This is a genomic window from Leifsonella bigeumensis (assembly GCF_039537265.1).
Taxonomy (GTDB): domain Bacteria; phylum Actinomycetota; class Actinomycetes; order Actinomycetales; family Microbacteriaceae; genus Terrimesophilobacter; species Terrimesophilobacter bigeumensis.
Genome location: NZ_BAABAE010000003.1, coordinates 1,032,100 through 1,052,801 on the forward strand (window position 1 = coordinate 1,032,100; position 20,702 = coordinate 1,052,801).

Genomic DNA, 20,702 nt, shown 5'->3' on the forward strand with positions numbered 1-20,702 from the left:
CTCCCCGGCCGACGAATCCGACGCCGACCAGCGCCTGCGCTCCCTGTCACACACAGACGAAAGGTCTCATCTATGCCTCGCGCCGCTCTTGCCGGTTCCTCCATCGCCGTCCTCGCGGTGCTGGCACTCGGCGCCTGCAGTTCTCCATCCCCCGCCGACCCCTCGACGACGGACCGGCCGAGCGGCGAGATCACGGTGTACAACGCCCAGCATGAGTCGATGACCCAGGCCTGGGTGGATGCGTTCACGGCCGAGACCGGCATCCAGGTCACGATGCGCCAGGGCGACGACACCGAGATGAGCAACCAGATCATCCAGGAGGGCAGCGCCTCCCCCGCGGATGTGTTCATCACCGAGAACTCCCCCGCGATGACGCAGGTGGAGAACGCCGGGCTCCTGGCGGGGCTCGACCAGGACATCATCGACCAGGTCCCTGCGCAGTACCGCCCATCGAGCAATGAGTGGACCGGTGTCGCGGCACGCTCCACCGTCTTCGTGTACAACCCCGAGCTCCTCTCGGAGAAGGACCTTCCGAAGTCACTGCTGGATCTCGCGGATCCCGAGTGGAAGGGCAAGTGGGGTGCTTCCCCGTCCGGCGCCGACTTCCAGGCGATCGTCTCAGCGGTGCTCGAAACCACCGGAGAGGCGGAGACCGCGCGCTGGTTGAAGGGGATGAAGGAGAACGCGACGGCCTATCAGGGCAATGGCGCGGTGCTCAAGGCCGTCAACGCCGGGGAGATCGCCGGCGGGGTCATCTATCACTACTACTACTACGGCGACCAGGCGAAGACCGGCGAGAACAGCGGGAACGTCAAGCAGCATTACTTCAAGAACCAGGATCCGGGCGCCTTCGTGTCCATCTCCGGTGGCGGGGTGCTCAAGTCCTCGGACAACCCGGCCGCCGCACAGGCGTTCCTGAAGTTCATCACCGGAAAGTCCGGGCAGACACTCCTGGCGACCGGTACCGACTTCGAGTACCCGGTCGCGAGCGGTGTCGCGGCTCATGACGGACTGGTGCCGCTCGACGAGTTGCAGCCGCCGTCCATCGATCCGGCGAAGCTCAACAGCGAGAAGGTCTTCGAGCTGATGGTCGCCGCAGGGCTGTTGTAACGCGGATGCGGCACCCGCGCGCCATCGTGGCCCTGGCGGTGCTGGTGAGCCTCGGCACCTTGATCCCGCTGGGCTTCGTCGTCGTCATGACGATCACGACCGGGTGGGAGACCGCTGTGCGGCTGGTCTTCCGCCAAAGGATCGGTGAGCTGCTGATCAACACGATCGGCCTCGTCCTGATCGCCGTCCCCCTGTGCATCCTGGTCGGTGTGACCGCTGCCTGGCTTGTGGAGCGCACCAGGATCCCCGGCGCGCGGGTGTGGGTCCTGGTCCTCGCGGCACCGCTCGCGGTGCCCGCATTCGTGAACAGCTACGCCTGGGTCAGCACCATTCCCTCGCTGCGCGGCCTTCCCGCGGGGGTGCTGATCTCTGTGCTGTCCTACTTCCCGCTCGTCTACATCCCCGTCGCCGCGGTGCTGCGAAGACTCGACCCGGCGCTCGAGCAGTCCGCGGCATCGCTCGGGCTCGGCCCGTGGCGGGTGTTCTTCCGCGTGGTCCTCCCCCAGCTTCGTCTCGCGGTCACCGGCGGCGCCCTCCTGGTCGGTCTTCACCTGCTCGCTGAGTTCGGTGCGTTCTCGATGGTCAACTTCAGCACGTTCACCACCGCGATCATGGAGCAGTACCGGGCCACGTTCAGCGGGGCGGCCGCGAACATGCTCGCGAGCGTTCTGGTCTTCCTCTGCCTGCTGCTGCTCCTCGCCGAGAACACCGCGCGCGGCCACGCCAACTACGCCAGGCTGGGTTCCGGGGTCGCCTCCCGTCCCCACGCCTGGGCGCTCGGCCGGTACCGCATTGCCGCGCTGGCGGGGGTGGCGCTGCTCGCGGTCCTGTCCGTGGGGGTTCCGCTCGCCAACGTGGCGAGGTGGCTCGTGTTCGGCGGTGCCGCGATCTGGGATTGGGACCGCCTGGGCGTCTCGCTGATGCAGACTCTCGGCTATGGGCTTCTCGGTGCGCTGGTCACCTGCGTGCTCGCCTTTCCGGTGGCCTGGCTGGTCGTACGGCACGCCGGACGGCTCAGTCGGTTGCTGGAGAGCGCGAACTATGTGGCCAGTGCCCTGCCCGGTATCGTGATCGCCCTGGCGCTCGTGACGGTCACGATCTCCTGGGTAAGGCCCCTGTACCAGACGGCGGCGGTGGCGATCGCAGCCTACGTGCTGCTGTTCATGCCGCGGGCCCTGGTGACGCTGCGATCCGGCCTTGCGCAGGTTCCCCGCGGCCTGGACGAGGCAGCTAGGGCGCTCGGCACGCCACCGTTCCTGGCGTTCCTGAGAGTGACGCTGAGGATGAGCGCTCCGGCCGTGGCCGCGGCGGCGGCGCTGGTGTTCCTCGGCATCGTGAACGAACTGACGGCGACGCTCGTGCTCGCACCGAGCGGGGTGCGCACTCTTGCCACGTCATTCTGGTCGCTCAGCTCGGAACTGGACTATGCTGCAGCAGCCCCTTACGCGCTCCTGATGATCGTGATCTCGCTTCCGATGACCCACTTGTTCTATCAGCAGTCCCGGAAGGCAGTCGGCCTGTGAACTCCCTCCTCGACTCCCCCACTCCGGCGGACGATTCCGCGCGCCTGGCGGCAGGTCCGCAGTCCCGCGAGAACCACCTTCTCGTGCAGGGCGTCGTGAAGTCGTTCGGCACAGTGCCGGTGCTGCGCGGCGTGAGCCTGGCCGTCGGCAAGGGCACGACGACCGCGATCGTCGGTCCTTCCGGCAGCGGCAAGACGACCCTGCTGCGGGTGATCGCGGGCTTCGAGGTCCCGGATGCCGGCTCGGTGCTCCTGAACGGTCAGATGGTTGCCGGCGCGGCGTTCGTTCCGGCACACAGGCGCAACATCGGCTACGTGCCGCAGGACGGCGCCCTGTTCCCGCACCTGAGTGTCGCCGGGAACATCGCGTTCGGGCTGAGCAGGAAAGCGCTCAAAGCAGGCGGCCTGTCCCTCGCCGACCGCCTGCTCGAGCTCTTCGAACTGGTGTCGCTCGAACCGGAGTTGGCCGCGCGGCGACCCGATGAACTTTCCGGCGGCCAGCAGCAACGCGTGGCGCTCGCCCGGGCGCTCGCCCGGGAGCCCGACCTGCTGCTGCTGGACGAGCCGTTCAGCGCGCTGGATGCAGGCCTGCGCACCGCGACGCGGAAGGCTGTGGCAAAGACCCTCGCCCGCGCCGGGGTGACGACCGTGCTGGTGACCCATGACCAGAGTGAGGCGCTGTCCTTCGCCGACCAGGTCGGTGTCATCCGCGACGGTGTGGTTGCTCAGCTCGGAAGCCCGTTCGTCGTCTACAGCCGCCCGGTCGACCTGCAGACCGCGGAGTTCCTCGGCGACGCCGTGGTCCTCGAAGCCGAGGTGTCGGATGGTCTGGCCAGGTGCGCACTCGGAGCGATTCCGGTCCGCCGCCCGAGCAGCCAGGGGAAAGTGCTCCTGATGCTGCGCCCCGAGCAGATCCGCATCGTCGACTCGGGGCCCGTCCGGGGCACCATTCTGGACACCGACTACTTCGGTCCGATGATCACGGCGAGAATCCGGCTTCAGGGTTCCGCCGGAACGGATACCGGGCCCGCGACGGGGCCGATCATCAGCATCCGGCACTGGAACGCGCTTCTCGCGCGCCCAGGGGCGGAGGTGTTCCTGGAGGTCGCCGGAGAAGCCGTCGCATTCGACCCTGCCGATGGAGGTCCGGTCACTCGTTGAGTGCCGTGCGGGCGTAGCATCACGGCGAGTGAGGCGGCCTCGTCCGTCGCACTCCGGCCGGGGTGGCTCAGCCTCGCGCCTGGATGCGGATGAGGTTTCCGGAGGGGTCGCGGAACGCGCAGTCGCGAATGCCGTAGGGCTGATCCGTCGGCTCCTGCACGACCTCCGCCCCGCGGGATTGCACGAGGTCGAAGGCGGCATCGACGTCATCGCTGGCGAGGACGAGGTGGCCGTAGGTGCCCTTCGCCATCATGTCGGCGATCATGCGCTGCTCGTCGTCTGTGACGCCGGGATTGGCGGCGGGCGGGAAGAGCACGACGTTCGTGTCCGGCTGGCCCGCCGGGCCGACCGTGATCCAGTGCATGCCGTTGTAGCCGACGTCGTTGCGGATCTCGAAGCCGAGCACGTCCCGGTAGAAGACGAGAGCGGCATCCGGGTCGTTCTGCGGGAGGAAGCTCGTGTGGATGGTGATGTTCATGTCAGTCAGGTTAGGTGCGGCCGCGCCAGGGGCGCTTCTCGATTCCTGACCGGTCTGGTCACCTGCTTGGCGACACAGGACGGCAACCCCGCGCTCTCGATTCGCACGGCCTGCTCACGGTACGCGCTCGGGGGTACACCGACGAGTTCGGTGAAGCGTGTGCTGAATGTGCCGAGCGAGGAGCATCCGACCGCGAAGCACACCGCGGTGACGCTGAGGTCCGTTCCGCGCAGGAGCGCCATCGCACGTTCGATGCGTCTGGTCATGAGGTAGGAGTACGGCGATTCGCCGTAGGCGGCCTTGAACCGGCGGCTGAGGTGCCCCGCTGACATGTTCGCACCGAGCGCAAGAGCCTCGACATCGAGCGGATGCGCGTACTCGCGATCCATCCGGTCTCGTACGCGGCGCAGAATCGCGAGATCGCGCAGGCGCTGGTCGGCGGCGGGGCTGGTCATCGGGAGCTCACTCCGCGGCCGGTATCGGCAGATGACGCCCCCACCACTCCAGGACCGCCTCGAACCGCTGCAGGCGGTGCCGCGGCCGGCCGCTGCGGCTCAACTCGTGGTTCTCCCCCGGGAAGATGAGCAGTTCGGCCTCGACCCCCTGCCGGAGCAACGCCGCGTAGTAGCGTTCCCCCTGCGACAGCGGGCAGCGCAGGTCGTTCTCCGAATGGATGACGAGGGTCGGCGTTACGACCTGGTGCACGAAGGCCTGCGGGCTCTGGGCGCGAATCTGCTCAGGATCGGTTCCGGTGTACTCGTCGCTGAAGAAGTCGCCGATGTCGGAGGTCCCGATGAAGGTCTCCGGGTCGAGGTAGCCGCGCTCGACGATCGCCGCGGTGAACCGGTGGTCCTGTGCGATCGTCCACGCGGTCAGGTAGCCGCCGTAGGAGCCGCCCATGATGCCGACCCGGTCGGCGTCGAACGAGGGATTCGCGGCGAGGGCGCCATCGAGGAAGTCGAGGACGTCCGTGTAGTCGAGTGTCCCCATCCGCTGGCGGATCGCGCGACCGTGCTCCTGGCCGTAGCCGGAGGAGCCTCGCGGGTTGCACATGACGACCGCGTAGCCGGCGTCGACGTACACCTGCGCCTCGTCGAAGACGCTCCCGGTGTACTGGGTGTACGGCCCGCCGTGGATGTTGAGCAGCACCGGATGCGGCCCCTCCCCTCTCGGGCTGAGCGTCCAGCCGTTCACGGTGTAGCCATCGCGCGCGGTGATCGCGAGCTGGTCGATCGGCGCGATCCCGGCGACGTTCAGGCCTGCGGAGAAGTTGGAGAGGCTGTCGAGGCCGACCTCGCGCACGACGGCGATATCGCCCTTGGTCGTGGCATCCGCGAAGCTCAGCACGGTGCGGCCCGCCGCACTGTCGAAGCCCAGCACGACGAGCGAGTCCGCGCCGGCGGGATCGGGCGGTGCGATGGTCGTGATGACACCGGAGTCGCCGGTGCCACCTCCGTCGTCGATCGAGACGAGTTCGACGTTGCCATGCCAGGTGTTGAGTGCGAGGATCGCGCCCTCCGCGGTGACGAGCAGTTCGTTGGCGCCGTCGGCGAGGTCGGTGTTCTCCGGATCGGTGAGGCGCACGGCCGGGCCATTGCCGTCGAGCCGGTAGAGCGCGCCGTTGCGCGCGACGAAGTCCCGGCCGGTCTCCCCCAGGTCGCTCGCCACGAAATAGATGGTGCCCGCCGGCGAGTAGGCGAAGCCGTCGATCGCGTACTTGGCGTGGGCGCCGGTGAGAGCGCGCGGTTCGGCGTCCTGCACATCGAGGTCGAGTTCGTGGATGTTGCTCGCCAGGTCGACATCATGCTCGTCATGCCGCGCGGAGACGAAGGCGATTCTCGATCCGTCGGGCGAGAAGCGCACGTAGCCGTCGTCGTAGTCGCCGGAGGTCAGCTGGCGGGGTTCCGGGACCGCCCTGGGCGCCTCGGGCTTCGGATCGGCCGCTGAGGGCGCGGGCCGGTAGACCGGTTCCCCGGCCGCATCCGGTACCTCGACGAGGAAGATGTGGTTGCGGCGGTCGTTCGTGTAACCGAGACCGTTGGACTGGAACCTGCGGGTCGTGATCCGCCGTGGAGGCTCGGCGCCTGAGCCGAGACCCTCGACCGTGCCGTAGCGGCCGTCTTCGGCGACCCGCGCCGTGTAGGCGATCCGCCTGCCGTCCGGCGACCAGGTGAAGGTGCCGACCCCGAGCTTCTCGTCGGTGACGGCGACGGGCTCGCCACCCTCCGCCTCCATGACCTGCAGCTGCGCGGGGCTCTCGCCGTCGGAGCGGAGGAACGCGACACGCGCGCCGTCCGGGCTGAAGCGGGGTGCGCTGTCGCTGAAGCCGCGCGTCATGCGGCGAGGGGCGGTGCTCCCGTTGAGGGGAACCCGCCACAGCTGCCCGACGTAGGCATCCGCGTCGAGGTTCGGAGTCGAGGTGGCGAAGACCGCCCAGGCCCCATCGGGGTGGATCGTCGGACGGGAGACGCTCGTGAGGAGGGGGAGGTCGGTCGCTTTCACTCCATCACTCTACGTTTGTGTCAGCTTCCGGTGAAACCGCTGATATCGCCGACGTAGCGGGTGTGGTCGCCCGGCACCGGCTCGACGGCCGCCCTCGCCACCTCGGCGGCGAACTCGGAGACGTTGTAGAGGCGCCCGGCCGCCTCCTTGCGGGCGCTGATCGCTCCCGGATTGGCGCGCTCGAGAAGTGTCGCGGTAATGGTGCCTTCGATCATGTCGCCCGAGACCACGACGAACTCGATGCCGAGCTCATCGAGTTTCGGGATCATGGCGCGCAGGGCGTCCTCCCCCGCGCGCTTGCTGAGGGCGACCGGCTCGTACTCGGGCATGGTCGGCACGGTGCGAATGAAGTGCGCCTGGTGGCTCGTGACGAAGACGACGCGCGAACCGGGTGCGAGCAGCGGCAGCGCGGAGGTGAGCAGGCTCACCTGCGCGTCGCGGTTGAGGCGCAGGGCGTAGTCCTCGCCCATGCCCGACTCCATGCCGCCGGAGGCGTTCAGGACGAGGATGTCGAGCCCTCCCCAGGCTTCGCGCACGGTCTCGAACATGGCGGCGACGGAGGCGGGGTCGGTGAGGTCGGCCCCGACGGCGATCGCCGTTCCGCCGGCATCCTCGATCTTCTCGACGAGCTGCAGCGCCCGCTTCTCCTTGTTGCGGTAGTTGACGACGACGCGCGCGCCGGCCTCGGCGAAGTAGCCGACGGTGTCGGCGCCGATGCCGCGGGACGAGCCCGTGACAAGGGCCCGTTTGCCGTCGAGGGAGTGGGGATCCAAGAGTGTGCTCACCCCCAGACCCTAGCAACTCAGGCGTGCTAGTTTCATAACTAACACGACACACGAGGGGTGCCGGATGCCTGTCGAATTCCTGAACGATTACGCCTGGATCCTGTGGCTGGGCCTCATCCTTGTATTCCTCATCGTCGAGATGGCCACTCTCGAGTTCACGTTCCTCATGATCGCGCTCGGCAGCCTCGGCGGCCTTCTCACCGGGCTGCTCGGACTCCCGTGGTGGGCGCAGGTCGTCGTCGCGGCGATCCTCGCCCTCCTGCTCCTCTTCGCGGTCAAGCCGCCGCTCCTCCGCAGGCTCAAGCGCGGAGGCGACCCGGCGCAGACCCTCGTCGATGCCCTCATCGGCATGGAAGGCACTGTCGTCCACGATTTCGTCGGGGGCAAGGGCCAGGTCAAGCTGACCGTCGGCGAGACCTGGACCGCCAGGACCTCGTCCGATCAGAAGACGGAACTGGAAGTCGGTGACCGCGTCATGGTCACCTCGATCGAGGGCGCGACTGCGATAGTCGTACCTGTGAAAGGTAATGCGAAGTGAACGATTTCGGCACCATCCTCCTCGTGCTCCTGATCGCCGTCGTCGCGATCTTCGTCCTCACGATCCTGTTCCGTGCCATCCGGATCATCCCGCAGGCGCGTGCGGGCGTCGTCGAACGACTGGGCAAGTACCACAAGACGCTGAACCCCGGTCTCAATATCGTCATCCCGCTCATCGACCGGGTGCGGCCGCTCATCGACATGCGCGAGCAGGTCGTCTCCTTCCCGCCGCAGCCGGTCATCACCGAGGACAACCTCGTCGTCTCGATCGACACGGTCGTCTACTTCCAGGTGACGGATGCGCGGGCCGCGACCTACGAGATCGCGAACTACCTCGGCGCGGTCGAACAGCTCACCACCACCACGCTGCGTAACGTCGTCGGCGGCCTCAACCTCGAAGAGGCGCTCACGAGCCGCGACAACATCAACGGCCAGCTGAGGATCGTGCTCGACGAGGCGACCGGCAAGTGGGGCATCCGGGTGAGCCGGGTCGAGCTCAAGGCGATCGACCCGCCGCTGTCCATCCAGGACTCGATGGAGAAGCAGATGCGCGCCGAGCGCGACCGGCGCGCCGTCATCCTCACCGCGGAGGGCACCAAGCAGTCGCAGATCCTCGAGGCGGAGGGTGCACGGCAGGCCGCGATCCTCAAGGCGGAGGGCGACGCGAAGGCGGCGGTCCTGCGGGCAGAGGGTGAAGCGAAGGCCATCACGACGGTCTTCCAGGCCATCCACGACGGTGATCCCGACCCGAAGCTGCTCGCCTACCAGTACCTGCTCACGCTTCCGAAGATCGCCGAGAGCGACTCGAGCAAGCTCTGGATCATCCCCTCGGAGTTCACCGAGGCGCTCACCAGCATCTCGAGCGGATTCCTGGGCAACAAGGGTGCGCACGGCGCGTAGGGACGCTTCGCGCGGCGGTTATTTCGATACCGCGCCTCCCCGGGTGCTCGCGCATCGGGGGCTCGCCCTCGCCGCTCCCGAGAACACGCTGCTCGCGTTCGCGAAGGCGCTCGCGGCCGGTGTCGAGTTCATCGAGACGGATGTGCACGAGAGCGCCGACGGCATCGCGATCGTCAGCCACGACCCCGATCTCACCCGTGTCGCCGGACGTGAGGTCCGCGTCGACCAGTTGACGGCAGCCGAGCTCCGCCGCATCGACCTGGGCTCAGGCCAGGGGTTCTCGACCCTCGCGGAGGCGCTCGACGGGTTTCCGGATGCGCGATTCAACATCGATGTGAAGTCGGCGGGGGCCGTCCTGCCCACGGTGGACGCCATCCGGGCGCAGGGCGCCACCGAGCGCGTTCTCGTGACGTCGTTCAGCGAATCCAGGAGGCGGGCGACGGTGCGCGCCCTCCCCGGGGTCGCCACATCGGCATCCTTCGGCACGGGTGCCAGGGTGCTCGCCGCCTCGAAGCTCAGGCTCGCCGGGCGGGTGCGGAGAATCCTGCGTTCGGTGGATGCCGTGCAGTTGCCGGAGCGGTGGAAGGGGGTCCGGGTCATCACTCCCCCGCTCGTACGGATGGCGCACTCCGCCGGGGTCGAAGTCCACGTCTGGACCGTCAACGATCCTGCCGAGATGCACCGCCTCCTCGACCTGGGGGTCGACGGAATCGTGACCGATCGCGCTGACCTCGCAGCCCAGGTCTTACGCTCCCGCGCCTGAGCCGTCGACGCGATGGGCAGCCCAGCCGAGAGGTTTCTGGGAACCCGCTGTGAAAGACGTGCGGCGGAAAGGTTATGCCCAGCTTGGTGGTTTATAACTTGTGAAAGCTGGCGGACTTAAGGGGAGAAACCATGGCTGATCGCAGTTTGCGCGGAATGCGTCTCGGAGCACAGAGCCTCCAGAGCGAGGAAGGCGTGACCTTCTCCCCCCGTCGCCGGAGCACCTACCAGCTCGAGGACGGTTCGACCTTCGAGGTGACCTTCGCCGCCGACGCTGAGATCCCGACCATCTGGGAGTCCCCGAAGAGCGGCCGTGAGGGCCGCCTGGTCGGCGACAACGGCAAGCTCGTCCCGCTCGACGAGACCGAGACCCGCATCCCCCGCACCCACTGGGACATGCTGCTGGAGCGTCGCACCCGCGCGGAGCTCGAGGAGCTGCTCGAGGAGCGTCTCGCCTACCTCCGCGCCCGCCGCGGCGAGCACAAGATCGGCGCCTAGAGCTGTCGCCTCCTGCGCGTCGCTCCCCACACGGTGACGCGCGCGAGCGCCTCGATGACGATTCCGAGGTGCATCTTCGAGCGGCCCACCGCGCGCTCAATGAACGTGATCGGATGCTCGACGACGTCGAGTCCTGCGCGCTCGATGGTCCAGGCCAGTTCGATCTGGAAGCAGTAGCCCTGTGAGGCGACCGAGTCGAACTCGATTCCGCCGAGTGCCGAGGACCGGAACACTCGGAAGCCCGAGGTGAGGTCCCGGATGCCCGAGCGCAGCATCGTGCGCGCGTAGGCGTTGCCGAACCGGGAGATGGCTCTGCGCGGCCACGGCCAGTTGACGACCGAACCGCCCGGGACCCAACGGCTGCCCAGGACGAGATCCGCTCCGCCGGCCGCGAGGGCGAGCATGGGGACGAGGTCGACCGGGTCGTGCGACCCGTCGGCGTCGATCTCGACGAGGTAGTCGTAGCCTGCGCCGAGTCCGCGCCGGAACCCCGCGAGGTAGGCCCGGCCGAGGCCCTCCTTCTTCGGCCGGTGGAGCACGGAGATCTTCTCGTCGCCTGCCGCGAGCTCGTCCGCCAGCTTCCCCGTGCCATCCGGACTCGCATCGTCGACGATGAGGATGTCGGCGGCCGGCACGAACTGCCGCAGGCGCCCGATGAGCGCGGACAGGCTTCCCGCCTCGTTGTAGGTGGGCACGATCACGAGCGTGTCAGCCATGACGGCGCTCCCCGGATGCCTGACCCCGGGAGCCCCGGGACCGCCGCGGCGAGAGAGCCATCGCGAGCGTGAGCGCCGTGAGCCCGAATCCGCCGACCGCGAGGTCGACCGATGGGCCGAGCGCCCTCGCCAGGGTCGTCACTCGGCTGAGGGGAACCGACTCGACCATCGAGCCGGGCTCGAAGATCGGCAGCCGCGCGATCGTCCTGCCATCCGGAGCGAAGATCGCGCTCACGCCCACGGTGGAGACCTGCACGACGCTGCGGTTCGTCTCGATCGCCCGCAGCCTGGCGATCGCGAGCTGCTGCACGTTCTCGTCGGTGCGACCGAAGTCGGCGTTGTTGGTGGGCGCGAGAATGAGCTGCGCACCATCGTCGATCATCTGCGCGACGAGAGCGTCGTCGACGATGTCGAAGCAGATGGCAAGGCCTGCCCGTACTCCGCCGAGGTCGAAGATGTTGTCGCGCGTGCCGATCGTGTAGTCGCGCGGAACGAGGTCGAAGAGGGCAGGTGCGAAGGGGTACCAGAATGCCCGGTCGGGAAGATACTCGGCGAATGGCACCGGGTGGATCTTGTCGTACTGGTCCACCGCGCCCCTGCCCGCCTCCCAGAGCAGCAGGCTGTTGAAGGTGTGGCCCTCGCTGTCGCCGGTGATGGTGCCGGTCACGAGCGGTGCGTCCATCTCGCTCGAGATGTAGTCGAGGGCGCGCGCGGCGTTCGGATGCGTGAGGGGGTTGAGGTCGGAGGCGTTCTCCGGCCAGACCACGACATCCACGTTCTCGCCGAAGAGCGGGATCGTGCCCGCGATGTGGTCGTTGAGGGTCTGCCCCGGCACATGCTGGGCGAACAACCCGGCGTCGGAGTCTCCCTGCACCGCTGCGACCCGGATGCTGCCGCTCGCCACGACCGGCCAGGTCGGCAGCGCGAGCACGGCAAAGAGGGCGGCGCTCGCGACCACTCCCCTGCGGGAGGCGGGGATCGCACTCTCCCGCAGCGCCTGCACGAGCAGGGCGCTCAGCCAGGCGAGCAGGAAACTCAGTCCGGAGATGCCGAACCAGGCGACGACCGACCCGAAGGGGCTCTCCGACTGCGAGAACGCCAGCCTGCCCCAGGAGAACCCTCCGTAGGGCCAGACGCTCGTGATGGACTCCCGGAGGCTCCACAGTGCGCCCAGGACAACCGGGAGCAGCCCCAGCCGGCCGCCGACGCCGGGCCAGAGTCGCGGCACCCAGTTCCAGGCGAGGGCGATGAGGACCATGCCGAGGGCGAAGAAGATCGTCTGCAATCCCGCCAGGGCGAGCCACGGGACCGGCCCGAGGTAGATGGTGAGCCAGAAGATGTGCGTTCCCCAGAACGTGAAACCGCCGATGAGGCCGAGCAGGAGCGATGAGCCGATCCGTCGGCCGGCGAGCGACCAGATCATGAGCCCCGTACCGAGGAAGACGAGGGGCCACCAACCGCGGCCGGGGAAGGCCGCCGCGTTGATCGGGCCTGAGATCGCCGCCGCCAGCACCGCGAGCCAGATCGGTGCCGCATGCCGCTGCGGTCTCCAGGTTGCCGGTTTCATCCCTCTAAGCCTAGGTCGCGCGCAGCCGGGCTCAGGCGACGCTCGAATAGGCGACGATGCCGCGTCGCACGGCGTCGAGGGCCGTCCGTGCTGTGCGGCCGAGGGGGCCGTCCGCGACGACCGAGAGCTGGTCGAGCAGGTCGATGGTCTGTTTCGCCATCCTGACGAAGTCCCCGGCGGCGAGATCGGCATCCTGCAGCACCCGGTCGAGCTGGCCTCCCTGCGCCCAGCGATTCATTGCTGAGGAGAGCCGCGTGGAGATCGGCTCGCTTCCGGGCAGCCGATGCTCCCGCTCGAGGTCGTCGAGGGTGCTCCACAGCGTGGTCGTGCGTTCGAGCGCCGCGCGGAATGCCCCCCGCGGCAGGTGGCGATCGGAGGTCGAGCCGTCCTCGCGTCGCGGCTCGTAGACGATCGCGGTCGCCATGGCGGCGAGGCCGGCCGCGTCGAGTTCGTTCCAGGCACCCGTGCGCAGGCACTCGGCCACGAGCAGGTCGCGTTCGCCGTAGATCCTGCGCAGCGTGCGCCCGGCGGGTTCGACGACGAGGTCATTCCCCTTGACGCGCAGGTACCCGAGCTCGAGCAGCACATCGGTGACCCGGTCGAACACTCGGGCGACGGCGCCGGTGCGCGAACTGATCTGCCGGCGGAGGTCGTCGGTCTGCCGCTTGAGCGACCACCAGCGTTCGGCCCAGCGGGCATGCGCCTCCCGGTCGCTGCAGCCATGGCATGGGTGCTGGCGCAGCCTCTTGCGCAGCGCGGTGAGCTGCTGCTGGCGCCGGTCCCGGTCGCCATGGCTCGATGAGCCCGCCCTGCCCGCGCCCTTGCGCTCGAGATCGCTCAGCTCCCTCCGGATGCCGGAGTACTCCTTGAAGTCGCCGAGATGGCAGGTCATGGCCTTCTCGTATCCGGCGAGGGACTCCTCCTGTCCCCGCACCTTGCGGGCGAGGTCGACGACACCGCGGTCGGCCTGGAACTGCGCGAACGAGGATTCGAGGATCTCGCGCGTGCGCTCCCTCCCGAACTGGGCGACGAGGTTCACCGCCATGTTGTAGCTCGGGCTGAAGCTCGAGTTGAGCGGATAGGTGCGCCGCGAGGCGAGTGAGGCGACCGCCTGCGGGTCGAGGCCTTCCTGCCACTGGATGACCGAGTGGCCCTCGACGTCGATCCCTCGCCTGCCGGCGCGGCCGGTGAGTTGCGTGTACTCCCCCGGCGTGATCGGAACGCGCGCTTCGCCGTTGAACTTCTCGAGCTTCTCCAGCACGACCGTGCGTGCGGGCATGTTGATGCCGAGCGCGAGCGTCTCGGTGGCGAAGACGACCTTGACGAGTTTGCGGCGGAACAACTCCTCGACCGTCTCCTTGAAGGCCGGGAGCATCCCGGCGTGGTGCGCAGCCACCCCGCGCTCGAGCCCGCCCAGCCACTCCCAGTAACCGAGGACGGCGAGGTCCTCGTCCGGGATCGTGCGGCAGCGCTCCTCCACGAAGGCCCGGATCTCGTCCCGCTCGGCGACCGTCGTGAGCCTCGCCCCCGACCGCAGCACCTGGCTCACGGCGGCGTCGCAGCCGACCCGGCTGAAGATGAAGAAGATCGCCGGGATGAGGTTGCGCTCGGTGAGCAGTCGGATGACCGCTGCCCGGTCCATGCGCAGCTCCTGCGGCCGTCCGCCGCGGGAGTGGTAGCGGCCGACATCCTTCATCTGCCGGGAGTTGAGCGTTCGCCCTCCGTACCTCGCCATCTGCACGAGCTCCGGGTTGACACGGTGTTTGTCGCTCGTCCCCGAGGATTCAAAGAGGTCGATGAGCTTCGTGCGCATGAGGATGTGCTGGTCGAGCGGAACCGGCCGCTGCTCCGAGACGACCACGGCGGTGTCACCGCGAACCGTCTGCAACCAGTCGCCGAACTCCTCGGCGTTGGACACCGTCGCGCTGAGGGACACGAGACGCACCGCCGGGGGCAGGTGGATGATGACCTCCTCCCAGACGGCCCCCCGGAACCGGTCGGCGAGGTAGTGCACCTCGTCCATGATGACGAACCGCAAGTCCGGCAGCAGGTCGGAGTCGGCGTAGAGCATGTTGCGCAGCACCTCGGTCGTCATGACGACGATGCGGGCCCGCGAGTTGATGTTGGTGTCCCCGGTGAGGAGGCCGACGGCATCCGGGCCATAGGCGGCGACGAACTCCTGATACTTCTGGTTGCTGAGCGCCTTCATGGGCGCCGTGTAGAAGACCTTCGCCGATGGGTCGTTCATGGCCAGGAAGACCGCGAACTCGGCCACGACGGTCTTGCCGGCGCCGGTGGGCGCCGCGACGAGCACGCTGCGCCCGTCGTCGAGGGCCGTGCAGGCAGCGGTCTGGAACGGGTCGAGGTCGAACGGGAGCCCGCGCCGGAACTCGGCGATCACGCGATGCTCGGCGAGCCGAGGTCTGATTCGAGGTTGCGCAGGCGCTTCGCCGCGATCGCGTCGTGCCAGAACGCGATCCCCACGGCCACGAAGTACAGGACGACGAGCGGGATCGCGAGCAGGAACATCGAGAAGACATCGGCCGCGGGCGTCGCGATCGCCGTGAACAGGGTGATCAGCAGGATGGCGACGCGCCAGCCCTTGAGGATCCCCTTGGCCGAGATGATGCCGATGAAATTCAGGATGACGAGGAAGACCGGCAGCACGAAGGCGATCCCCACCGCGAGCACGAGTTTGAGCACGAAGTTGAGGTATTCCTTGGCGTCCATGATGGAGGCCGAGCCCTCCGGTGCGAAGCTGCTCAGCAGCGTCACGATGTGCGGGAGCACGAACCAGCCGGCCGCGCATCCGGCCAGGAACAACGGGATCGCGGTGAAGAAGAACCCGAAGGTGTAGCGCTTCTCCTTGCCGGTGAGTCCGGGGACCAGGAACGCGAAGATCTGGTACAGCCAGACCGGGCTCGAAAGGAAGAGGCCGACGTAGATGGCGATCTGCATGCGCAGGTCGAAGGAACTGGTCACCTGGGAGAAGTTGAGGATCGCATTACGGCTCTTGGCGACCTCGGTGATCGGGCCGGAGATCTTGTCGAGGATCCAGGGCGAGAGGATGAACCCGACGATGGCGCCGGCGAGCACGCCGAGGGCACCGCGGAACAACCTCTTGCGCAGTTCGATGAGGTGCTGCCCGAGCGACATCCGGCGCTCGTTTACCGCGCCTCGCTTCTCACGGGCGGCCATGGGCGCTACGGCTTGGGCGTGGCTTGCGAATCGTCGCCCGCGGCCTTGTCATCGCCGTCGGTGGTCTTCATCTCGCTGCGGAAGATCTTCATCGACTGGCCGACGCTCTTGGCGAGCGCAGGTAGCTTGGTCGCGCCGAACAGGAGCACGACCACGACCAGGATGATGAGGGCGTGCCACCCGGTGAATCCTGCGAACATTCTGGGGTCCTCTTCTTCGAGTGGGCTGGTGGTGACAGTTTAGCCGGGCAGCGGCGGGGTCGCCGACACATCGTTTCCATACGGCGCGGCACCGGCGCTCGCCCACTCTGCGACGATGCGCCTGGCCTCCTCCGGCCCTGTGACCGCGAGAACCCCCGGATGGCTGCAGACGAGTCGCTTGAGCCCGTGGAAATGCGAGACCCGGATGGTCGTGCGGACGAGGTTCCCGTGGGCGACCCTGGCAGCACCATCCGGAATGTAGTCGGCGATGAGCGGCAGCGCGGAGGAGGCGACGGCGATCTCCACGTCGAGATCGTCCGGTGAGCCCTCGAACAGCGCATCGGGCAGCACGACGTCCTGCGCGTGGTGGCTGAGCGGCTCTTCGGTGACGACCGGATCGCCGATGCGGTCGATCCGGAATGTTCTGAGCGCCTCGCGCAGGTGGCACCACCCGCGCAGGTACCAGTCGTCGTCGACCGACTCGACGCGCAGCGGATCGACCCTCCGGCGCTCGTGCTCGTCGCGCGAGTTCAGGTAGTCGAATTCGAGCTGGTGCCCGGCGGCGACAGCATCCCGGATGACCGCGAGCGTCGTGTTCGTCTCGCTCGCCTCGACCGCGACCTGGCTCGGCATCGCGGAGGCTCCCCGCGCGAGCTTGGCCATGAGCGTCGCGACGGCACTGCGGTCGGAGTTCTCCGGGAGCGCGGACAGGTACTGGAGACCGGCGATGAGTGCGGCGGCCTCGCGTCCCGAGAACCGCGGGGAGTCGTCGATCGCCACGAGGTTGGTGAGCACGATCTGGTCGTTGTCCTCGAAGTCGTCCCAGGCGATGTCGAAAAGGTCGTCGGGCTGGTAGGCGGCGGTCTCGCCGGGGATGCCGGAGACCGCGATGAGCCGTACGGAGTCCCGGATCTGTTCCTCGCTCACGCCGAAGTGATCTGCGGCGACCTGCACGGAGACCCGGTCGTGATCCATGAGGTACGGAACGAGGGAGAGCAGAAAGGTGAGCTTGTCCCTCGCCTGCAGCGGGGCTGGGCGGTCAGCCACGGTCGGCTCCCTCGTGGTCGGCAGCGATCGCGAGAAGCCGGTCGCGCACGGCTGCGCGCAGCTCGGGCGGTGAGATGACGACGACTTCCGGCCCGAACCCTGCGAGTTCGTCCGCGATGATGTTGAGGTCGACGTAGTTCAGGTGCAGTGAGCCGTCGTCGGCGCGGTCGGCCCCCCGGCGCTTGTGCAGCCGCGCGGCGGCATCCGTGCCGGGCAGGGCCTTCACGACCGCGACGTGCGCTGCCCACACCTCCTGCAGTTCGCGCAGGCCGCGTGCGGCGGAGTCCTCGGCCGGCGGGTCGTAGGTCGCCCCGGTGGCCGCGACCTGGCTGACGATGCGGCGCAGGAGGAAGGTCTTGCGCTCGCCGGTCTCCGGCTCCACGGCGTAGCAGTGCCAGCGCCCCTGGAACTGCAGGAGGGCGAGCGGAGCGACCGTGCGCACGCTGGCCTCCGACTCCCCCGGCTTGAGGTAGTTGAAGCGCACGACCTGGCGCTTCTCCAGCGCGGCGCCGATCGGTTCGAAAGCCTCGTCGCGCACGCGCACCCGTGGCGCGTAGGCGAGCACCGGCTCCCCCGTGTCGATACCGAGCGCCTTGAGCTTGATCATCGCCCGGCGGGACTCCCCGGAGAGGGAGCCTTCCCGCCACACCATGGCGGCCAGGCCGAGCAGGGCCGTCTCCTCCGCGGAGAAGGTGAGATCCTGCGGGAGCTCGTACTCACCACGCGGGATCCGGTACCGCAGGTTCTGGTTGTTGCCGGCCTGCCCGGGCGCCTCGAGGGTCTCGAGCGGAACGCCGAGCTCTCGGATGTCGTCCTTGTCGCGTTCGAACTGCCTCTCGAGGTTGGCGTTGTCGCCGTTCGGCGAGTATCGCTGCCGGTATCCCTGCACGGTGGAGAGGATCTCGTTCTTGGAGAGTCCGCTCTCGGTGGCCAGGAGCGCGAGCACGAGGCTGAAGAGACGCTCCTCGACGGGAACGCGCTGGGGTGCTCGCGCCTGGGACACGTTATCCGGCGAGCCCGAGCAGATCGACGACGTAGACGAGGGTCGACCCGGACGGCACATTGTTGCTGCCGGCATCGCCGTAGCCCTGTGCAGGCGGGACGACGACGAGGACCTGGGAGCCGATCTTCTGCCCCACGAGCCCCGTGACGAGGCCTTCTGTGACGGTGTCGGACTTGGTGAGCGTGATGATCTTCGCCTGCCCATCGGTCCAGGTGGAGTCGAAGACACTGCTGTCGGACCACAGCACGGCGGTGTACTTGACCACGATGTGGTCGCCGGCCTCGAGTTGTTCGCCGTGTCCGGCCTGCAGCACGTTGACGGCGAGCTTCGACGGTGGATCCTGCTTCGGGATGGTGATCCCGGGGGCGCCGTTGGGCGCCGTGACGACCGCCGGCATGCCGGCCTGCGGGATCTGCGCCGTACCGTTCGCCTTACCGGGGAACGCATCGAGGACGTCTACGACGAACACGAAGGAGTCGGTCGACCCCGAGTTCGCCTGGCCGGCGCCCTCCGCGGTGGTGGCGATCGCGACGCGCGATCCGACCGTCGTGCACCGGAGCCCGACCGTGACGGAGGATGTCGCCGAGTCGCCGAGCGTCACGATCGTGCCGAGTCCCGAGTAGTCGCTCTGGCTGAGCACCGCTCCGGTCGACCCGTTCAGGAGGGTGTACTTGAAGACGGCGACATCGCCGTCGTGAAGCTCCTCCCCGTCACCGGCGATGAGGGTGCTCCGCTCGGTCTTCTTGGTGACCACCGGAGTCGGGAAGTCGATCGTCGGCGTGCTGCCGAACTCACCCGTCGCCGTGACGACCTCCGAGGCGTCGCCGGAGGACACGGGCGAGTCGCAACCGGACCCGAACGGCCCCTGCGCACACGAGGTGAGGCTCGCGATGATGCCTGCTGCCAGAAGCAGCACGGGAAGGGTGCGCACGGGTCCTCGTTTCATCGTTCGGGATCTCGTTTCGTGGTCGGTCGTGGTTCGGGGCTTCGACAATTCTAGGCCGATGGTTCGGGCTGTCCGGGCGCACCGGTCGCGCGGCGCGCAGCAGACTCCGCCTGCCTGGCCGCCTTGCGTGCGCGCTTGTCGCTCGCCTGTCGCTGGCCGAGCGCGCCGGGAGTCCAGGCCTCGATGTCGTCATCCGAGTACTCGGGTTTGGCCTTGCGCTTGAGCTGCGGCAGCACGGTGCCGGGCGCGAGCCTCCTGGCCGTGAGGAGGAAGCCGGTGTGGGCGACCATCCGGTGGTCCGGGCGCACGGCGAGGCCCTCGACGTGCCAGCCGCGCACCATGGTCTCCGAGGATTCGGGGTCGGTGAAGCATCCGGTCGCCCTGACGGCCTCGGCGACCCGCGAGAGCTGGGTGACCGTCGCGACGTAGCAGACGAGCACGCCGCCCGACGTGAGGGCGTCGGAAGAGGCCTCGAGGCACTCCCAGGGGGCGAGCATGTCGAGCACGATGCGATCGACGCTCCCGGGATCCACGGCGTTTCCGAGTTCGAGCGCGAGGTCCCCGAGGCGCACCTCCCAGTTCGCCGGCTCTGCGCCGAGGAATGCGGTCGCATTCCCTCGGGCGACCCGCGCGAACTCCTCGCGGCGCTCGAAGGAGACGAGGCGGCCTGTCGGACCGATGGCGCGCAGGAGGGAGAGCGAAAGCGCTCCGGAGCCGACGCCGGCTTCGACGACGGTCGCCCCGGGGAAGATGTCGCCGACCAGGAGGATCTGGGCGGCATCCTTCGGATAGACGATCGCGGCGCCACGCGGCATCGACATGACGAAATCGGTGAGCAGTGGGCGCAGGGCCAGGTACTCATCGCCGACGGTGCTCGTCACGACGGAGCCGTCGGGGGCGCCGATGATGGAGTCGTGGGAGAGGATGCCGCGGTGCGTGTGGAACACCGAGCCCTCCTCGAGCGTGATGGTGTTGAGCCGGCCGCGGGGGCCGGTGAGCTGCACGCGGTCGCCCGCACGGAACGGGCCGCTCTGGCGACGGATGGCGTCCCCGCTCATCGGTTCACTCCCTCCGCGGCTGTCGAGGTGTGTGCCGCGAAGGCCTCGCCGAGGTCGGCGACCGTACGGCCGGCCAGTGTCGGCCAGAGCGTGTACGAGGGGCTCGGGGCCAGGTTTACGTGGGCGGGAACCCCGATCACGACAGCACCGGATGCCGTGGCCGAGGCGAGGCCGGGTTCCGAGTCCTCGATCGCCACACAGTCCCTCGGGTCGACCCCGAGAATGGCTGCAGCCTTCAGATAGGGCTGCGGATGCGGCTTCGAATGTTCGACATCGCTGCCGGAGACGATCGTCGCGAAGACCGGGTGGTCGAAGTCGTTCGCGATGTGCTCGGCGAGCGGTCGCATCGACATCGTGACGAGAGCAGTCGGGATCCCGGCCTCCCGCAGCTCCAGCAGGAGCTCGCGGGCTCCCGGACGCCACGGGATCGACCTCCTCGCCTGCTCGAGCACGCGCTCGGTGAGGTGGTCGATGATCTCCTGCTCGTCGAGGTCGACCCCGCGGCCGCGCAGGATGCTCGCCGAATGCCACAGGCCGGCCCCGACGAGCGTGAGGCCGTCCTCAGCCGTCCAGCTGCCGCCGAAGGAGGCGACGAGGTCGCGCTCGGCCGTCATCCAGTACGGTTCCGTGTCGACGAGGGTGCCGTCCATGTCCCACAGGACGGCGGCGGGGGTTGGGCTGGTCACGACTACCGAGTCTACGGGCGCGGACC

At 68.4% G+C, this 20,702-nt stretch carries 21 protein-coding genes; 7 read left to right on the forward strand and 14 right to left on the reverse strand.

The annotated features are described in order from the left end of the window. The first annotated feature begins 72 nt into the window (after window positions 1–72). From ABD678_RS10135 to ABD678_RS10145, 3 genes are read left to right on the forward strand one after another with little or no spacing between them, the layout of a single operon-like run. Entirely contained in the window at window positions 73–1,110 is a 1,038-nt protein-coding gene (locus tag ABD678_RS10135) for an iron ABC transporter substrate-binding protein (RefSeq protein ID WP_344756261.1), read from the forward strand. A gap of 5 nt (window positions 1,111–1,115) precedes the next feature. Continuing rightward, entirely contained in the window at window positions 1,116–2,633 is a 1,518-nt protein-coding gene (locus tag ABD678_RS10140; RefSeq protein WP_344756262.1) for an ABC transporter permease, read from the forward strand. A gap of 44 nt (window positions 2,634–2,677) precedes the next feature. Then, window positions 2,678–3,793, forward strand: a complete 1,116-nt coding sequence (locus tag ABD678_RS10145; protein WP_344757166.1) for an ABC transporter ATP-binding protein — start codon at window positions 2,678–2,680, stop codon at window positions 3,791–3,793. Between the two features lie 67 nt (window positions 3,794–3,860). Here the strand turns inward: ABD678_RS10145 and ABD678_RS10150 are convergent, their stop codons facing one another. From ABD678_RS10150 to ABD678_RS10165, 4 genes are read right to left on the reverse strand one after another with little or no spacing between them, the layout of a single operon-like run. Then, entirely contained in the window at window positions 3,861–4,271 is a 411-nt protein-coding gene (locus ABD678_RS10150; RefSeq protein WP_344756264.1) for a VOC family protein, read from the reverse strand. 5 nt (window positions 4,272–4,276) lie between these two features. Next, a complete protein-coding gene (locus ABD678_RS10155) occupies window positions 4,277–4,726 on the reverse strand; it encodes a helix-turn-helix transcriptional regulator (protein ID WP_344756266.1) in 450 nt (149 codons plus the stop codon). Between the two features lie 7 nt (window positions 4,727–4,733). Beyond that, the gene (locus tag ABD678_RS10160; protein WP_344756268.1) at window positions 4,734–6,773 is read right to left on the reverse strand and encodes a S9 family peptidase; all 2,040 of its coding nucleotides are present in this window, start codon (window positions 6,771–6,773) and stop codon (window positions 4,734–4,736) included. Between the two features lie 20 nt (window positions 6,774–6,793). Beyond that, on the reverse strand, window positions 6,794–7,558 hold the full coding sequence (locus tag ABD678_RS10165; RefSeq protein ID WP_344756270.1) for an SDR family oxidoreductase: 765 nt from the start codon (window positions 7,556–7,558) through the stop codon (window positions 6,794–6,796). A gap of 64 nt (window positions 7,559–7,622) precedes the next feature. Here ABD678_RS10165 and ABD678_RS10170 point away from each other — a divergent pair, with 64 nt between their 5' ends. The 4 genes from ABD678_RS10170 (at window position 7,623) to ABD678_RS10185 (ending at window position 10,255) form a co-directional block, all read left to right on the forward strand. Next, window positions 7,623–8,096 (forward strand): NfeD family protein, encoded by a 474-nt coding sequence (locus ABD678_RS10170; protein ID WP_344756272.1) that lies wholly within the window; start codon window positions 7,623–7,625, stop codon window positions 8,094–8,096. After that, the gene (locus ABD678_RS10175) at window positions 8,093–8,995 is read left to right on the forward strand and encodes an SPFH domain-containing protein (RefSeq protein ID WP_344756273.1); all 903 of its coding nucleotides are present in this window, start codon (window positions 8,093–8,095) and stop codon (window positions 8,993–8,995) included. The genes ABD678_RS10170 and ABD678_RS10175 overlap by 4 nt, the downstream gene beginning before the upstream one ends. A gap of 43 nt (window positions 8,996–9,038) precedes the next feature. Then, window positions 9,039–9,758, forward strand: a complete 720-nt coding sequence (locus ABD678_RS10180) for a glycerophosphodiester phosphodiesterase (protein ID WP_344756275.1) — start codon at window positions 9,039–9,041, stop codon at window positions 9,756–9,758. Window positions 9,759–9,889: 131 nt separating this feature from the next. Further along, window positions 9,890–10,255 (forward strand): RNA polymerase-binding protein RbpA, encoded by a 366-nt coding sequence (locus ABD678_RS10185; RefSeq protein ID WP_344756277.1) that lies wholly within the window; start codon window positions 9,890–9,892, stop codon window positions 10,253–10,255. On the opposite strand, the gene ABD678_RS10190 is transcribed toward ABD678_RS10185, so the two are convergent. The 10 genes from ABD678_RS10190 to ABD678_RS10235 all read right to left on the reverse strand — a co-directional run bounded on the left by ABD678_RS10190 (window position 10,252) and on the right by ABD678_RS10235 (window position 20,676). Then, complete coding sequence (locus tag ABD678_RS10190; protein ID WP_344756279.1) at window positions 10,252–10,971, reverse strand: polyprenol monophosphomannose synthase; 720 nt, start codon at window positions 10,969–10,971, stop codon at window positions 10,252–10,254. The genes ABD678_RS10185 and ABD678_RS10190 overlap by 4 nt on opposite strands. Continuing rightward, window positions 10,964–12,538 (reverse strand): apolipoprotein N-acyltransferase, encoded by a 1,575-nt coding sequence (lnt, locus tag ABD678_RS10195; RefSeq protein WP_344756280.1) that lies wholly within the window; start codon window positions 12,536–12,538, stop codon window positions 10,964–10,966. The genes ABD678_RS10190 and lnt overlap by 8 nt, the downstream gene beginning before the upstream one ends. A gap of 31 nt (window positions 12,539–12,569) precedes the next feature. Beyond that, a complete protein-coding gene (locus tag ABD678_RS10200) occupies window positions 12,570–14,966 on the reverse strand; it encodes a DEAD/DEAH box helicase (RefSeq protein ID WP_425561984.1) in 2,397 nt (798 codons plus the stop codon). Further along, on the reverse strand, window positions 14,936–15,694 hold the full coding sequence (gene tatC, locus ABD678_RS10205) for a twin-arginine translocase subunit TatC (RefSeq protein WP_344756282.1): 759 nt from the start codon (window positions 15,692–15,694) through the stop codon (window positions 14,936–14,938). The genes ABD678_RS10200 and tatC overlap by 31 nt, the downstream gene beginning before the upstream one ends. A gap of 47 nt (window positions 15,695–15,741) precedes the next feature. After that, a complete protein-coding gene (tatA, locus tag ABD678_RS10210; RefSeq protein ID WP_344756284.1) occupies window positions 15,742–15,936 on the reverse strand; it encodes a twin-arginine translocase TatA/TatE family subunit in 195 nt (64 codons plus the stop codon). Between the two features lie 39 nt (window positions 15,937–15,975). Continuing rightward, the gene (locus tag ABD678_RS10215) at window positions 15,976–16,983 is read right to left on the reverse strand and encodes a helix-turn-helix transcriptional regulator (protein ID WP_344756285.1); all 1,008 of its coding nucleotides are present in this window, start codon (window positions 16,981–16,983) and stop codon (window positions 15,976–15,978) included. Continuing rightward, window positions 16,976–17,986 (reverse strand): helix-turn-helix transcriptional regulator, encoded by a 1,011-nt coding sequence (locus tag ABD678_RS10220; RefSeq protein WP_344756287.1) that lies wholly within the window; start codon window positions 17,984–17,986, stop codon window positions 16,976–16,978. Before ABD678_RS10220 ends, ABD678_RS10215 begins: the two co-directional genes overlap by 8 nt. A gap of 1 nt (window position 17,987) precedes the next feature. Then, window positions 17,988–18,917, reverse strand: a complete 930-nt coding sequence (locus ABD678_RS10225) for an FKBP-type peptidyl-prolyl cis-trans isomerase (protein ID WP_344756289.1) — start codon at window positions 18,915–18,917, stop codon at window positions 17,988–17,990. 65 nt (window positions 18,918–18,982) lie between these two features. Continuing rightward, entirely contained in the window at window positions 18,983–19,990 is a 1,008-nt protein-coding gene (locus ABD678_RS10230) for a tRNA (adenine-N1)-methyltransferase (protein WP_344756291.1), read from the reverse strand. Continuing rightward, a complete protein-coding gene (locus ABD678_RS10235) occupies window positions 19,987–20,676 on the reverse strand; it encodes an HAD family hydrolase (protein WP_344756293.1) in 690 nt (229 codons plus the stop codon). Before ABD678_RS10235 ends, ABD678_RS10230 begins: the two co-directional genes overlap by 4 nt. Between the last annotated feature and the right edge of the window lie 26 nt (window positions 20,677–20,702).

Coding starts and splice junctions, on each gene's coding strand:
- ABD678_RS10190 (WP_344756279.1), bottom strand. CDS start 10,971: ATGGCTGACACGCTCGTGATCGTGCCCACCTACAACGAGGCGGGAAGC.
- ABD678_RS10140 (WP_344756262.1), top strand. CDS start 1,116: ATGCGGCACCCGCGCGCCATCGTGGCCCTGGCGGTGCTGGTGAGCCTC.
- ABD678_RS10185 (WP_344756277.1), top strand. CDS start 9,890: ATGGCTGATCGCAGTTTGCGCGGAATGCGTCTCGGAGCACAGAGCCTC.
- ABD678_RS10230 (WP_344756291.1), bottom strand. CDS start 19,990: ATGAGCGGGGACGCCATCCGTCGCCAGAGCGGCCCGTTCCGTGCGGGC.
- tatA (WP_344756284.1), bottom strand. CDS start 15,936: ATGTTCGCAGGATTCACCGGGTGGCACGCCCTCATCATCCTGGTCGTG.
- tatC (WP_344756282.1), bottom strand. CDS start 15,694: ATGTCGCTCGGGCAGCACCTCATCGAACTGCGCAAGAGGTTGTTCCGC.
- ABD678_RS10170 (WP_344756272.1), top strand. CDS start 7,623: ATGCCTGTCGAATTCCTGAACGATTACGCCTGGATCCTGTGGCTGGGC.
- ABD678_RS10135 (WP_344756261.1), top strand. CDS start 73: ATGCCTCGCGCCGCTCTTGCCGGTTCCTCCATCGCCGTCCTCGCGGTG.
- ABD678_RS10150 (WP_344756264.1), bottom strand. CDS start 4,271: ATGAACATCACCATCCACACGAGCTTCCTCCCGCAGAACGACCCGGAT.
- lnt (WP_344756280.1), bottom strand. CDS start 12,538: ATGAAACCGGCAACCTGGAGACCGCAGCGGCATGCGGCACCGATCTGG.
- ABD678_RS10155 (WP_344756266.1), bottom strand. CDS start 4,726: ATGACCAGCCCCGCCGCCGACCAGCGCCTGCGCGATCTCGCGATTCTG.